11 protein-coding genes are annotated in these 14787 nt (G+C 66.6%); 1 reads left to right on the plus strand and 10 read right to left on the minus strand.

Going from position 1 to position 14787, the window contains the following annotated elements; translation table 11 throughout:
* Positions 1-57: 57 nt before the first annotated feature.
* From lipA to ACM0O9_RS11670, 3 genes are read right to left on the minus strand one after another with little or no spacing between them, the layout of a single operon-like run.
* Positions 58-1068: a lipoyl synthase gene (gene lipA, locus ACM0O9_RS11660; protein ID WP_005419370.1), complete on the minus strand. Its 1011-nt coding sequence runs from the start codon at positions 1066-1068 to the stop codon at positions 58-60.
* Between the two features lie 18 nt (positions 1069-1086).
* Positions 1087-1797: a lipoyl(octanoyl) transferase LipB gene (gene lipB, locus ACM0O9_RS11665; protein WP_134955846.1), complete on the minus strand. Its 711-nt coding sequence runs from the start codon at positions 1795-1797 to the stop codon at positions 1087-1089.
* A complete protein-coding gene (locus tag ACM0O9_RS11670) occupies positions 1785-2063 on the minus strand; it encodes a YbeD family protein (protein WP_005411067.1) in 279 nt (92 codons plus the stop codon). The genes lipB and ACM0O9_RS11670 overlap by 13 nt, the downstream gene beginning before the upstream one ends.
* A 351-nt stretch (positions 2064-2414) precedes the next feature.
* On the opposite strand from ACM0O9_RS11670, the gene ACM0O9_RS11675 reads away from it, so the two are divergent.
* Positions 2415-3473 carry a lipid A deacylase LpxR family protein gene (locus ACM0O9_RS11675; protein ID WP_080375075.1) on the plus strand — a complete coding sequence of 353 codons (1059 nt, stop codon included), beginning with the start codon at positions 2415-2417 and terminating at the stop codon, positions 3471-3473.
* A 48-nt stretch (positions 3474-3521) separates the two neighbouring features.
* On the opposite strand, the gene ACM0O9_RS11680 is transcribed toward ACM0O9_RS11675, so the two are convergent.
* The 7 genes from ACM0O9_RS11680 to mrdA all read right to left on the minus strand — a co-directional run bounded on the left by ACM0O9_RS11680 (position 3522) and on the right by mrdA (position 14787).
* Entirely contained in the window at positions 3522-5639 is a 2118-nt protein-coding gene (locus ACM0O9_RS11680) for a YadA family autotransporter adhesin (RefSeq protein WP_196769392.1), read from the minus strand.
* Positions 5640-5652: 13 nt separating this feature from the next.
* Positions 5653-6870, minus strand: coding sequence for a D-alanyl-D-alanine carboxypeptidase family protein (locus tag ACM0O9_RS11685; RefSeq protein ID WP_065186230.1), 1218 nt, complete (start codon positions 6868-6870; stop codon positions 5653-5655).
* A 100-nt stretch (positions 6871-6970) separates the two neighbouring features.
* A complete protein-coding gene (locus tag ACM0O9_RS11690; RefSeq protein WP_414603816.1) occupies positions 6971-8242 on the minus strand; it encodes a septal ring lytic transglycosylase RlpA family protein in 1272 nt (423 codons plus the stop codon).
* On the minus strand, positions 8239-9384 hold the full coding sequence (gene mltB, locus ACM0O9_RS11695) for a lytic murein transglycosylase B (RefSeq protein ID WP_414603817.1): 1146 nt from the start codon (positions 9382-9384) through the stop codon (positions 8239-8241). The genes ACM0O9_RS11690 and mltB overlap by 4 nt, the downstream gene beginning before the upstream one ends.
* 1004 nt (positions 9385-10388) lie before the next feature.
* Positions 10389-11483, minus strand: a complete 1095-nt coding sequence (gene rodA, locus ACM0O9_RS11700) for a rod shape-determining protein RodA (protein WP_065178035.1) — start codon at positions 11481-11483, stop codon at positions 10389-10391.
* Positions 11484-11605: 122 nt separating this feature from the next.
* Positions 11606-12718, minus strand: coding sequence for a rod shape-determining protein RodA (rodA, locus tag ACM0O9_RS11705; RefSeq protein ID WP_139727682.1), 1113 nt, complete (start codon positions 12716-12718; stop codon positions 11606-11608).
* Positions 12715-14787, minus strand: coding sequence for a penicillin-binding protein 2 (gene mrdA / locus ACM0O9_RS11710; RefSeq protein ID WP_065196487.1), 2073 nt, complete (start codon positions 14785-14787; stop codon positions 12715-12717). The genes rodA (ACM0O9_RS11705) and mrdA overlap by 4 nt, the downstream gene beginning before the upstream one ends.

The following is a 14787-nucleotide window of genomic DNA, read 5'->3' on the forward strand; positions in this document are numbered from 1 at the left end:
GTGCGGACCAACGGTCCGCACCCACAGGAGAAGCAGCTCCCACCCACCGGGAGGGTGTCAGGAAACCCCTGCGCCCTTGGCCTGAACGTCGGCGTGGTACGACGAGCGCACCATCGGGCCGGACGCCACGTGGCTGAAGCCCAGCTCGTAACCGTAGTCTTCCAGTGCCTTGTAGTCGTCGGGGGTCCAGTACTTCAGCACCGGGTGATGGTGCGCGGTCGGCTGCAGGTACTGTCCGATGGTGATCATGTCCACATCGTGCGCGCGCAGGTCACGCATCGTGGCCTTGATCTGTTCGAAGTCCTCGCCCAGGCCCAGCATGATGCCGCTCTTGGTTGGCACGTCCGGGTGCTGCGCCTTGAAGTTCTTCAGCAGGTTCAGCGACCACTGGTAGTCCGCACCCGGGCGCACGTTGCGGTACAGGTCCGGCACGGTCTCGATGTTGTGGTTGAACACATCCGGCGGGTTCTGCGCCAGGATCTCCAGCGCACGTTCCATGCGGCCCTTGCCGCGGAAGTCCGGGGTCAGCACTTCGATGCGGGTACCCGGCGACTTTTCGCGGATGGCGGTGATGCAGTCGACGAAGTGCTGGGCACCGCCGTCGCGCAGGTCATCGCGGTCGACGCTGGTCACCACCACGTACTTCAGGCCCATGTCGGCCACGGTCTGGCCGAGGCTGGCCGGTTCGTTGGCATCCGGCGGCTTCGGGCGGCCGTGGGCGACGTCGCAGAACGAGCAGCGCCGGGTGCAGACCTCGCCGAGGATCATGAAGGTGGCGGTGCCGTGGCCGAAGCACTCATGGATGTTCGGGCAGCTGGCTTCCTCGCAGACCGTCACCAGGCGGTTCTCGCGCAGCTTGGCCTTCAGGTTCTGCACGGCATTGCCCGAAGGAATGCGCACGCGGATCCAGGACGGCTTGCGCAGTACCGGCGCATCGGCGAACTGCACCGGCGAACGGTTGATCTTGTCACCGCCCAGCTGCTTGACCCCGGCCTGCAACGGCGCGGTGGACGGAGAATCGCCCTGCACGATCTGCAGGGGAATGGAACGGGCGGTGGTTTCAGTCATGGCAGTTCCGGGGGGCGGTCAGGCGGCCGCAGAAAGATCGGGCAGTTCGGGCGTGTGCTGCAGCAGCAGGCCAAACTGGCGGGCCAGGTGGTCCAGCAGCACTGGCTTGACGGCCTCCATCCCGGAGGGGCCGCCCAAGTCCAGCACCGAGGTCACCTGCAACCCCTGATAGCCACAGGGATTGATGCGGTGGAAGGGTTCCAGGTCCATGGCCACGTTGAAGGCCAGCCCATGGAAGGTGCAGCCGCGGCGCACACGGATGCCGAGTGCGGCAATCTTGGCACCACCGACGTAGACGCCTGGGGCGCCCTCGCGGCGTTCGGCGCCGATGTTCCACTCGGCCAGGGTATCGATGAGCGCCTGCTCGATGCGACACACGTAGTCGCGCACACCGATACCCAGCCGTGGCAGGCGCAGCAACGGATAGATCACGATCTGGCCGGGACCGTGATAGGTCACCTGGCCGCCGCGGTCCACGTGCAGCACGGGGATGTCGCCCGGCGCCAGCACATGCTCGTCCTTGCCGGCCTGGCCCAGGGTGAACACCGGATCGTGCTCGACCACCCACAGCTCGTCGGCATCGGCGTCGCTGCGCTGGTCGGTGAAGCGCTGCATGGCGCGCCACACCGGTTCATACAGCTGTCGGCCGAGGTCACGGACCAGCGCCGGACGCGGCGCACGGTCCTCCGGGGCGGCTTCGGCCGGGCAGGAGTCGGCTACAGCGTCCACTTCACTTCCGGGTGGTCACGCAGCGCCTGGTGCGCCAGGTCGTACTGTTCGCGGCTCTCGGCCTTGAACACGATGCGGACGGACACGTACTTGCCGTTGGAGGAGTGCTTCCAGCTGATGCGTTCGTTCACCACATCGATGCCGGCGGCCAGCAACAGGCGGGGAAGCTCATGCTCCAGGCCGCGGTTGGCCGGGCCCATGGCGCTGAGCTCGAACTGGCCGGGGAACTGGAAGCCGTGGTCGGGGTTGTCGGACTTGATTTCCATGGCCCCATTATCGGGCCGCAGGGCAACAAACCCAAGAGTATTCATCAACGCCAGGACCGCACCGGCGGTCTGCTGCGTTGCAGGCGGCCCAAAGGGACGGGCCTGAGGCCCAACGGCAGCTGACTGCAATCTCCTGACCATCACCAGCGCGAACATCGTACGGGCGGCCCGCGACCGCCTTCACGCCCGGCCTGCGGCGCGTACGCGGGTAACAAATTGTGCCCGCCGGACAATGTTGTTTTCGGAACAGACAAGTGATCCGGACGTGCTCGTTCCGACGCGCGGGCACGAGTACCGTAGCGTTGCAGAAAACGACTGAAAACCGCCCCCTTCCCCATGAGCATTCCATCCATGCGTAGTGTCGCAGCTCTCGGGCTCGCCGGCCTGCTGGCCTCTGCCCTCCCCCTTGCCGCCCAGGCGGCCGAACAATGTGGCCCGGACGCCATGCGCGACCACCCGCCGCAGGTCAATTTCCGCGTCGACAACGACCTGTTCGGCGGCCGCCACCAGGATCAGGGCTATACCAACGGTGCGCTGTTGACCCTGGTCTCCCCCAATCTGGTCGATTACACCGACGACCCCTGCCTGCCGCGCATGGCGCGCTGGGTGAACCGGTACCTGGAAGGGCTGCATCCGGGCAAGTTCGAACAGCAGAACATGATCTTCAGCATCGGCCAGGGGATCTTCACCCCGACCGATTTCACTCGCAGGGACCTGATCGAGGACGACCGCCCTTACGCCGGCGTGCTGATCGCGAACTTCGGTTTCAATGCGCGCAGCGGCGACCGCCTGCAGACCACCCAGCTGACACTGGGCGTGGTCGGCCCCTGGGCACAGGGCAAGCAGGTGCAGAATGCCGTGCACGACGTGCTGGGCGACGAAAAATTCAAGGGTTGGGACAACCAGCTGCACAACGAACCACTGTTCATGCTGACCCATGAGCGCATGCGCCGCTGGCCGGGCGATGCCAGCGTCAATGCCGACGGTTGGGGTTGGGACGCGATCAGCCACTACGGCGGGTCGATCGGCAACCTGGAAACCAAGGCCAATTTCGGCGGTGAAGTGCGCTTTGGCTGGAAGCTGCCGGACGACTTCGGCAGCACGCCGTTGCGCCCGGCCGGTGAGAACACGGCGCCGACCCGCAGCGGCCGCCCCGGTGGGTGGTCCTGGCACCTGTTCGCGACCTCGGACGCTGCCTGGGTGATCCGCGATATCACCCTGGATGGCAACACCTTCCGCAACAGTCACAGCGTGGACAAGCGTCATGTGGTGGCCTACGGCGGGTACGGCGTGGCGGTGATGTACGGCCGCTGGAAGTTCGCTGCCGCGCGCTACCACAGCACGCGCGAATTCAACGGCCAGCGCGAGGCGCCGGTGTTCGGCAGCTTCACCATCAGTCGTGCGCTGTAGGCCCAGCCTCGGTTCCGCCGGGTGTTGCCCGGCGGACACCTCGCGTGCCTACCAGCTGAAACCCGCGCCGGCAGAAACGCTCTGGTCACTACCACTGAAGGCGCCACCCAAGGACACCGAGACGTTCTTCTTCTCGCCCAGTATCCGCTGGTAACCCACGGCCAACGCCGAACGCCCGTTCTGCGAACCGACACCCGCACCCACGCGGTTGTCGCCGCTCAAACCGGCGGTGTTGATTGCCATGCCCGCATAGGCCGCGCTGATCGCCCCCATGCGGTCAAGCCGCGTGTCCATCGCGTTGAAGCGGCCATCGGTGTACTCACGCTCGGCCTTGAAACGATCATCCATCTGCTGCACGTTCACCGCATCGGTCGGGCGTACGCCGGCCGCGACATTGCTGACGACGCGCTCATTGCCTTGGGAGCCCACCGAGAACTCACTGTCGCGGTCAGCCGTAGATCCGGCACCGACAGCAACCGAATTGTTGCCCGTCGCACTGGCGCCTTCGCCCATGGCCACCGAGCCCGTACCCGAGGCCACACTACCCTCGCCCACGGCCACTGCGCCCACGCCGGACGCCGCGCTTCCATTGCCAAGGCCGATCGCGCCCTTGCCGGAAGCATCGCTCCCTTCGCCAATGGCCACCGATCCCTCACCGGTACCGGGGGAGACACCCGGATTGCCCGTGCCGGGATTTCCGGTCCCCGGGCCACCAATGGAACCATCCTCGATCCCACGCTCGATCGAACCCAGCCGGTCGTCCATCTGTCGCCATTGGGCTTCCCAGTTGGCATTCATCTGCCACAGCTGGCTGCCATTGACGGCTTCCATGCTGAACTGGCCAATCTGGCCGGCGGCGACCTTGTCCAGCACCGTGCCACCCGTTCCGCCGAGCGAGGCCCGGGACAGACTTGCATCGTCGTAAGTGAGCACGCTCAGCGTCTCACCACTGACGGGATCAATCGCGCCAGCCGCCCGCAGCTGCGCGATGGTCACCACGTCATCTTCGTTGACGCCGTTGGCCACGCCGCTCAGGCGCCGGTAGCCATCCCCGCCTGCGAAATCCACCACAGTACCGCCCTTGCCGGCAGCCACGCTCACCACGCCCGTACCGGAATCATGGGTGACGATGCCGGAGGAGCCGTCAGCAAGGCCCGCGACGTCATCACTCAGCGTCTTCAGCGAGCCTTCTGCGCCGGACATGCGCGTCTGCAATCCGCCAACGTCGCTCTCCAGCGAACCCACCTGGGCACCCAGCTTCGAGGCATCGTCCTTGATCGTGTCGATGTCACTCTCCACCCGCCCAACGCGCTCATTGGTCGAGAACAGCTGCGCACCGGTGATGGCATCGGCACTGCCTGCAGCGATCACACCGTCAGCCATGTTGGTGATGCGGCGGTTGTCAACGCCATTGCCCACCGATACCGTGTTGGCCGCATTGGTGGTCGCCCCGGCTCCCAAGGCGACGCTGTTACTGTGGCTGGCGGTCGCATCGTAGCCCACCGCTACGCCACCTTCGGCCGAAACAGTACTGGCATTGCCCAGGGCTACTGCCTTCATCTTGGTGGTTGGGGCCCCGAGCACGCTCGCGCCCCCGCCCATAGCCAGCGATCCTCCACCCACGACCTGCGCACCGGGTCCGATCGCAATCGAGTAGTCCGGCGAATCAGTGCCCGGCGAAAGTAAGCTGTCCGTCCTTGCTGAATTGCCGATGGCAATGTCGCGCGCGCCCCCCGCTACGGCGTCATCGCCCAGTTCAACCTTGGTGGCAAGCACACTCGACCACGTCACCCCCTGGTCACTGGTGCAGCGCTCTCGCTCCGCATCGGTTGCTTCATTGGCGCAGTCCCCCCTGTCCGCTGCTGCAGCCAGAGCTGCTGGCAGCATCAAGGCACCTGCCAACGCCAATGCCAGCGGGGTGCGGCGCGCAGTGCAACGCGTCTTTGGAGAAATCACGGATATCAGCGTGCGAATGGTCATTGGCATGTACTCCTGTGGAATGGGACGGAAAGCCGCAGTGCCCGGCAGTCCTGTTGCGTACATGCTCGACCTGACACGCCGGCAAACCCATCGGACGTGTACCAATTCCACGCGCCGGACCCGGCCCGACAGCGTCGATACAGGCAAAGAAAAAGGCCGGCATTCGCCGGCCTTTTCGTTCACCACGCCGGGGCGTGGATCATTCCGATTCCCACCACATCCAGAAGCTGTCCCACAGGCGCTTGAAGAAGCCGGCCTGCTCAACGGCGGCCACGGCCACCAGCGGCGCTTCGGCGACGACCTTGCCATCCAGGGTGACCTTCACGGTGCCGATCTTCTGGCCGGCGGTGAACGGTGCTTCCAGGGTCTTGGGCACATCGATGCTCGGCTTCAGGTCGTTGTAGCGGCCGCGCGGCACGCTCACCAGCATCGGCTGGGCCACCCCCAGCTGCACCTTGTCGGTGGTGCCCTTCCAGACCTTGTGCTCGGCCACGGCCTTGCCCGGTTCATACAGACGGTGGGTCTCGAAGAAGCGGAAGCCCCAGTTCAGCAGCGCCAGGCTGTCATCGGCACGCTGCTTTTCCGACTCCCCCCCCAATACCACGGCGATCAGGCGCTGGTCGCCACGCTGCGCCGAACTCATCAGGCAGTACCCGGCTTCGGAGGTGTGGCCGGTCTTGATGCCGTCCACGCTGCCGTCGCGCCACAACAGCAGGTTGCGGTTCGGTTGCTTGATGTTGCCGACCTGGAATTCCTTGATCTTGTTGTACGCGTAGGTTTCCGGGTAATCACGCACCATCGCGCGGCCCAGCAGCGCCAGGTCGTAGGCGGTGCTGTGGTGGCCTTCGGCGGTCAGGCCGTGGGCGTTGACGAAGTGGGAGTTCTTCATGCCGATCTTGGCGGCGTAGCTGTTCATCAGCGACGCAAAGGCTTCTTCGCTGCCGGCCACGTGCTCGGCCAGGGCGATCGCGGCATCATTGCCGGACTGGATCGCCATGCCCTTTTCCATGTCTTCCAGGCGTGCGGTCTGGTTGACCGGGAAGCCGCTGTAGCTGCCGTCGGTACCCGCGCCGCCTTCGCGCCAGGCGCGTTCGCTCATCATCACCTGGTCATCCGCACGGACCTTGCCGTTCTTGACCTCGGCGGCGATCACGTAGGACGTCATCACCTTGGTGATGCTGGCCGGGGCCAGCTGCTCGTGGATGTTCTCGCCGGCCAGCACCTGGCCGGTGGCGTAGTCCATCAGCACCCAGGCCTTGGATACGCTCGGCACCGGCGCCGGCGGGGTGGCAACGGTGACCGGGGCGGCAGCGGCGGCGGGCGCCGGCGTGGCCGGGGTCGGCAGCGGGGTCTGGGCGGAAGCCAGGCCCACCACCAGGGTGGCGGCCAGGGCGGTGGCGGCGGAACGGAAATTCATTGGACAGCAGGCTCCAGGGGACGGCCAGGAATGGAGGGTGGAACGTAGTGGCCATTGTAAGGCCGGGGCAGCATGGGCCGGCAGCACCGGCCCGGGTGGGTCAATCCTTGACGATCTGCGGCGAACCCAGGCCCAGACCGGCAATGCGGCCGACAAGTTCCGCGGCACTGGCATGGTCGCTGGCGGGAACGCGCAGGCGGAACAGGGTGCGGCCACCGGCGGCGATGTCGCTGATGGTCGCGCCGACGATGCCGGCGGCGTTGAGCTGGCCCATTGCGCGGTTGGCATTGTCGCGGCTGGAGAAGCTGGCGACCTGCACCATCACCGCGCCCACTACCTGCTGCGACAGGCTGGGGGCGGTCGGTGTGGCCGGCGTTGTACGCGCCGGCGCCGGCGTGACCGCGCGCGGCGCGGCGCTGGCGACGGCAACCGGTGCCACAGGGGCGCTGCGCGCCGGCGGTACGCTCGGCGGCAGGCTGCTGACCGCCACGTCCGGCACGGCGCTGGCCACGCCCTGGGTGGTGGCCGGCTGGCCACGCGCAGGCATGGCGTCGGCCGGCAGGCGCTTGACCAGGCGATCAATGTCGCTGTCGGCGGTGGCACGCGCAGCCGTTACCAGGCGCGTACTGGCCGCCGCGACAGCCGTTTCGGCGGCACGGCGCTCGCGGCGCGACGGCTTTTGGGCCAGCAGGTTGCTCTCGCCCGGTTGCAGCGCACGCACTTCCACGTTGCCGGTACCGCGCTGGGTGATGCCCAGCCGCACCGCGGCGGCATAACTGAGGTCGACCACGCGGCCATCATGGAACGGGCCACGGTCGTTGACGCGCACGATCACCGACTCGCCGTTGTCCAGGTTGGTGACGCGGGCGAAGCTGGGCAGCGGCAGCGTCTTGTGCGCGGCGGTGAACTGGTACATGTCGTAGACCTCGCGGTTGGAGGTCAGGCGGCCGTGGAACTTGGCGCCGTAGTACGAGGCCGTACCGCGCTCGACATAGTTGCGGGTGTCGTCGAGCACCTTGTACGACTTGCCCAGCACCACGTACGGCGACTTGTTGCCGATGGCCGAACGCTCTTCGGCGGTCACTTCCGGCTCGGGAATGCAGGCGACGTTGGGAATGTAGTCCGGGGTGCTGTCACGCACGCCTGGCTTGTACAGCCCCCCGGCGGTGTAGTTGCCGCGCGTGTTCGGGTCTTCCTTGGCCGCAGCATAGGGCGAGCCCTCCGGGCAATGCGCCGGGCGCGAGCCGCGACCCTGCACCACCGTGCCGCTGGGCTTGCCACCGTGGCCGGTCGTGGCCGGCTTCTTCGGCGCACTGCTGCAGGCAGCCAGCGCGAGGACGATCAAGCTCGGGACCAGCCATCTGATGTTCATGCCGGGGGCAGCTCCTGTCCGGCGATGGCCTGCGACAACTGGAACACGGCCATCGCGTACATCTTCGAGAGGTTGTAGCGGGTGATCGCGTAGTAATTCTGGAAGCCCAGCCAGTACTGCTTGCCGGTGCTGCCCTCAAGCGTGATCGGCGTTGCGGTGGCGCCCGGCTGCACCGCAGCGCTGGGCTGGTAGCCGCGCTGCGCCAGGTCGGCCAGCGACCAGGTCGGCATCCATTCGGTCGGGTTGAACTCCTCGCGACCCGGCGCCAGCGTGGCCGGTACGGCCACCTGGCCACCACGGACCCAGCCGCCCTTCTTCACGAAATAATTGGCGATGGACGAGAACACATCGTCGTAGCTGGTGAACAGGTCGCGACGGCCATCGCCATTACCGTCCACGGCGTAATCGAGATAGCTGGACGGCATGAACTGGCCCATGCCCATCGCACCGGCATAGCTGCCCTTGAGCGTGGTGATGTCCAGCTTTTCCTCACGGCCCAGCTCGAACAGCTTGGCCAGCTCATCGCGGAAGAACAGCTCGCGGCGCACTTCGCGTTCCAGCTTGGCCGGGTCGCCACTGCGCGGGTAGTAGAACGCCAGCGTGTACAGCGCATCGAGCACGCGGTGATTGCCGGCATTTTTCCCGTAACTGGTCTCCACGCCGATGATCGCCACGATCACTTCGGCCGGCACGCCGGTGCGCTGCTGCACGCGATCCAGTTCGGCACGATGCTGGGCCAGGAACGCGCGGCCGCCATCAATGCGTGCCTTGCTGATGAACATCGGCCGGTATTCGTTCCACGGTTTGACCCGTTCGGCCGGGCGCGACATGGCGGCGATGATCGGCTGGCGCACCTGCGCCTGATCGAGCACGCTGCTGATCTGCTCCGGCTTCAGCCCATAGCGCTTGGCCGTATCGGCAACAAAGCGGGCCCGTGCGACCTCGAACGGCACCGGAGTGAGATCGACCGGCGGCGCTGTAGCAGCGGCCGCTTCGGGAGCGGCTTCGGCCGGGCCGTGGGCCTTGGTGGCGGGCTGGCGCGGCGTACTGCTGGCCTGGGGCGAAGACGGTGGGGACTTCGGCTGGGTCGCGCAGGCGACCAGGCCGAGGGTGAGCATGCAGGCCAGAGTGCTTCGAATCATCGTCGCAGGTTAGCAGGTCATGGATGAATTAAAACCCCTAACACCATGAATCACAACGATTTGCCCGCGTTCAGCGGGAAATGTGAAGACGTCGTGATCGAGCTTCCCCATTCAGATAGAGGTGGCCGGTTGCGTCCCCATCCCCGCAGACGCAACCGGCGACCGGATCCGGTCGGTACCTGCGCGGCTGCCGCTCCCCAGTGGCAGTTCCCCGCGCTCCCTGTACCCGTTGGATCAGTACTGCTCCCGCCCGACGCCCCCTCGCGCTGCATCGATTGACGGCGCGCCGTGCCGAACGGGCCGCCATTGTGCAGGCCGATTACGACAAGTCCATTGATCAAGATCAACGCAGTGTAAAAATGTGAACCAGATAACGTTTTTCGCGGACTTTGGTCGGAGAGCGTGTTGCGTCGCATTGTTGTGAGAACGCTTCCACAACGGGCATTGCGCAGCGCCAGGAAGTCTCCGGCCAACGGCGCAGCCCCTCGTGGGTGGTGTCTGGGTGGTCGCAGAAAGCCGGATTGCTGAGAGCTGACCGGGTGGGTGGGCAGTGCGGGGACGCCGTGAACCCATCCATGGGGGCTTGGCCGCGGCATCCATGCCGCGGACACCCCGCACTGCCCACCCACCCGGCCGCTGACAGTTTTCGGGCGCGTTCACCCACGGAGAAGAAAAGAGAAGATCAAAAGCAAAAGCGGTTTGGCGGGTCGCTTCATTGCCTTGTGCGGAGCCGAGCCATGCTCGGCTCACGAGCAAGCGCAGCGCCGTGACCCGCTTTTGATTTTCTCTTGCTTCTCCGTGGGTGGCAGACCGCCAAAATCTGTCAGAGGGCGGTCGGGTTGGGTACGCGGGGGTGTCAGCCGCATGGATGCGGCTGCCAAGCCTCCAGGGACGGATTCACGGCGTCCCCCGCGTACCCAACCCGACCGGCCCACCCGCCGCTTCTGCTTTCCGCGACCCCCCAGACACCACCCACGAGGGGGCTGCGCCGTTGGCTGGAAACGCTATCCCCCGTGCACGGGCCGATGCCCGCGTACCGCCATCACCAGCCCGATGCCGGCCAACAGCGAAACCGCCGAGGTCCCGCCATAACTGATCAGCGGCATCGGAATGCCCACCACCGGCAGCAGGCCGGAAATCATTCCGCCGTTCACCAGCACGTAGACGAAGAACGCCAGCCCCAGGCTACCGGCCAGCAATCGCGCGTGCGTGTCGCGCGCGTGCACCGCAATCCACAGGCAACGCCCCACCACGAACAGGTACAGCGCGAACAGCGTCGCCACGCCGATCCAGCCAAACTCTTCGGCCAGCACCGAGAACGCAAAGTCGGTGGTGTACTCGGGCAGGAAATCGAGCGTGGCCTGTGTGCCCTGCCCCCAGCCACGTCCTTGCCAGCCCCCGGAACCGATCGCGATGCGCGATTGCAGGATGTTCCAGCCGGTACCAAGCGGGTCGGCCGCCGGGTCGAGGAAGGTCAGCACACGATCCTTCTGGTATTGCCGCAGCAAGCCGAACCACGCCAGGGGTGCAGCCACTGCCAGCCCTGCCGCCCCGGTCGCCAACCAGCCCCAGTGCAAGCCAGCCAGCAACAACGCGAACACGCCACTGGCAGTGACCAACGTGGCGGTGCCGAGGTTGGGCTGCATGAGGATCAACACCGCCGGCACGCCGATCAGCAGCGCGGCGGTCAATACCGTGCGCGGCGAGGGCGGCAGTGGTTGCCGATGCAGGTACCACGCCATCATCAGCGGCAGGCTGAGCTTGAGCAGCTCGGACGGCTGCAGGTAGAACACGCCGAGGTTCAGCCAGCGCTGCCCGTACTTGCCGGTGCCGATGACGTACACCGCCATCAGCGGCAGCATCGACAGCGCGTAGATCGCAGGGGTCCACGCACGCAATCGCAGCAGCGAAACACGCGACAGCAGCCACATCGCCAACAGGCCACCGGCAAAGCGTGCCGCCTGCCCGGCCACCGGGCCGGACACGCTGTGCAGCACCGCCAGGCCGGCGCCCATCAGGATCAACAACGCGCCCAGCAACGGCAGATCGATCGTGCGCAGCGCCTCACGGCAGCCGCCAGGCAGTCGTTTCCATTTCACGCGGGCACGGTAGCAACGGGGGCTTGCGTGAAGCTGTCAGGGTGCTCCTGCTCTCCGTAGCCGAGCTGCGGGGTCAGATCCCTTTTTCCTGTGGAAAAAGGGATCTGACCCCGACGCCGGACTCAACCGTAGCCGCCGTGCACTGGATTGTGGCTGCGCACCGCCATCACCAGCCCGAAACCGGCCAGCAGCGACACCGCCGAAGTACCACCGTAGCTGATCAGCGGCATCGGCACGCCTACCACCGGCAGCAGGCCGGAAATCATCCCGCCATTCACCAGCACGTAGACGAAGAACGCCAGGCCGGTGGCACCCGCCAGCAGGCGCGAATAGGAATCGCGTGACTGGCTGGCGATCCACAGGCAACGCCCGATCACCACCAGGTACAGCGCCAGCACGGTGGCCACGCCGATCCAGCCGAATTCCTCGCTCAGCACCGAGAACGCGAAGTCGGTGGTCTGCTCGGGAATGAAGTTCAGGTGCGACTGCGAGCCTTCGCCCCAGCCCTTGCCATCGAAGCCGCCGGAACCGATGGCGATCTTCGACTGGATGATGTTCCAGCCGGCGCCAAGCGCGTCCATCTCCGGGTCCAGGAACATCATGATGCGGTCCTTCTGGTACGGCCGCAGCAACCAGAACCAGGCCACCGGCGCGACCGCAGCCACACCGCCCACGCCCAGCCCAACCCACCACCACGGCAGGCCCGCCAGCAGCAGCACGAACACGCCGCTGGCGGCGATCAGCACGCCAGTACCGAAGTCCGGCTGCAGCATCACCAGGCCGGTGGGTACGCCGATGATGATCAAGGCCACGAGCACGGTACTGAAGCGCGGCGGCAGCGGCATCTTGTGCAGGTACCACGCCACCATCATCGGCAGGCTCACCTTCAGCAGCTCGGCCGGCTGCAGGTAGAAGAATTTCAGGTCCAGCCACTGCCGGCCATATTTACCGGTGCCCAGCACGAACACCGCCAGCAGCGGGATCATCGAGATCGCGTAGATCATCGGCGTGGCCGAGCGGATGCGCAGGATCGGCACCCGCGAGATGCCCCACAGTGCGGCCATGCCCACCGCGAAACGCGCGCCCTGCGCCATCACCAGGCTGTCGCCACCAGCGCTCTTCAGGGTCGCCAGGCCAATCACCATCAGCGCGCCCAGGGCCAGGCACAGCACCCAGTCCAGCGTGCTGAAAAAGCGGCGCAGCATGTCGCCGGCCCAGCGCAGGAACACTCTCATCGTGCAGGCTCCGCAGGGGCCGGGCGCGGCGTGGCTGGCAGCGCGGCGGCCGGCGCACCCGGCTGCGGCGCAGGCGCCGGCTCGGGTGCGGGTGCACCAATCAGCACCGGATGCTCTCCCACCTGTGCAGCGGCGAGGTCACCGGCCTGGCGCGCGCCCGCGTCTTCGTTGTCGAACGCGGTGGCGCCGATGGCGGTGGTGCCGCGCTCGCTGTCCAGCGGCTGCATGCCTTCGGGCATCTTGCCCAACAGGTAAGCGTCGAACACCTTGCGTGCGATCGGTGCCGCGGCCGAACCACCATAGCCACCACCTTCCACTGCCACCGCAATTGCGATGACCGGGCTGTCCGCCGGCGCAAAGCCGACGAACAGTGCGCGGTGACGCAGATGCATCGGCAGGCTCTTCGGATTCACGGCGGCGGTGCCCTTGCGGCTGATGACCTGTGCGGTACCGGTCTTGCCGGCCATCACGTACGGCGCACCGACGGCCACGCGCCAGCCGCTGCCGCCGGGCCGCATGGTTGCCATCATGCCCTCGCGCACGGCCTGCACGTTGTTGGGATTGGGGCTGACCGGCTTGCTCTCGCCGGGCGGCATCGCCGTCCAGTCGCTGTCGAAGCCTTCGCGCTGCTGGATCACCAGGTGCGGGGTGCGCAGCTGGCCGTCGGCCAGGCCGCTGACGCCGCGCGCCAGCTGCAGCGGGGTGACCTTCCAGTCACCCTGGCCGATGCTGATGTTGACCGTATCGCCGGGATACCAGGCTTCCTTGCGGCTCTTCCGCTTGTAGGCGGGCGACGGCAGGATGCCGCCGATCTCGCCGGTGAGGTCGATGCCGGTCGGCTGGCCGAAGCCGTAGTACTCCATGTAATGGTCGAAGCGCTCGATGCCCAGGTCCAGCGCCAGCTTGTAGTAATAGGTGTTGACCGACTCGGCGATGGACTTGCGCAGATCAGTCCAGCCGTGGCCGCCACGGTGGGCGTCACCCCAGCCGCGCGAGGTGCCCGGCAGGTAGAACATGCCGGTGGAGAGCACCTTGTCTTCCGGGCGGCGCACGCCGGAGTCCAGTCCCGCCAGGCCGATCAGCGGCTTCAGCGTGGAACCGGGAGCGACGCCACCGAGCACCAGGCGGTTGAACTGTGGCCGCGACGGGTTTTCGTTCAAGGCCTTGAAGTCGGCATGGGAAATGCCGTTGACGAACAGGTTGGGGTCGTAGGACGGCAGGCTGACCATCGCCAGCACTTCGCCAGTGCGCGGATCCATCGCCACCGCCGAACCCTCCTGGTCGCCGAACGCGGCCACCATCGCGCGCTGCAGGTCGGCGTCGATCGACAGCCGCAGGTCGGCACCGGACTGCGCGGCGACGCGGCCGATGGTGCGGATCGCGCGACCCTGCACGTTGGTCTCGACCTGCTCGTAGCCGACCTTGCCGCGCAGCTGCTGCTCGTAATAGCGTTCCAGGCCGGACTTGCCGATGTGGGTCAGCGCGGCATTGCCTTCGCCGAGGATCTCCAGATCCTTGTCATCAACGCGGCCGACGTAGCCGATGATGTGCGCGAACAGATCGCCATAGGGATAGCGCCGGGTCAGGTAGGGTTCCAGCTCGACCCCCGGGAAACGCCAGCGGTCGACGGCAAAGCGCGCCATCTCCTCGTCGCTCATGCGCAGCTTCAGCGTGACCGGCAGGAACTTGCGGCGCGCCTTGCGCGACCTGTTGAATGCTTCCAGCTCTTCCGGGCTGATGCTGATGATCTTCGCCAGCCCTTCCAGGGTGGCATCCATGTCCTTGACCTTGTCCGGAGTGACGTCCAGGCGGAAGGCCGGCACGTTTTCGGCCAGCAGGCGACCGTTGCGGTCGTAGATCATGCCGCGCCCTGGCACCACCGGCCGCGGCTTGATGCGGTTGGCTTCCGAGCGCGTGGCGTACACGTCGTGGTCCAGCACCTGCAGCTTGAAGTACCAGCCGCCCAGGCCCAGCAGGCAGACCAGCACGCCCAGGAAACCCAGCGCCGCACGGCGGCGGAACTGTTCGGCTTCGGCGTGCGGGTTCTTGACCTGGCGGCGCGGGATCAT

This window comes from Stenotrophomonas sp. FR012 (genome assembly GCF_047520565.2).
GTDB lineage: Bacteria > Pseudomonadota > Gammaproteobacteria > Xanthomonadales > Xanthomonadaceae > Stenotrophomonas > Stenotrophomonas sepilia.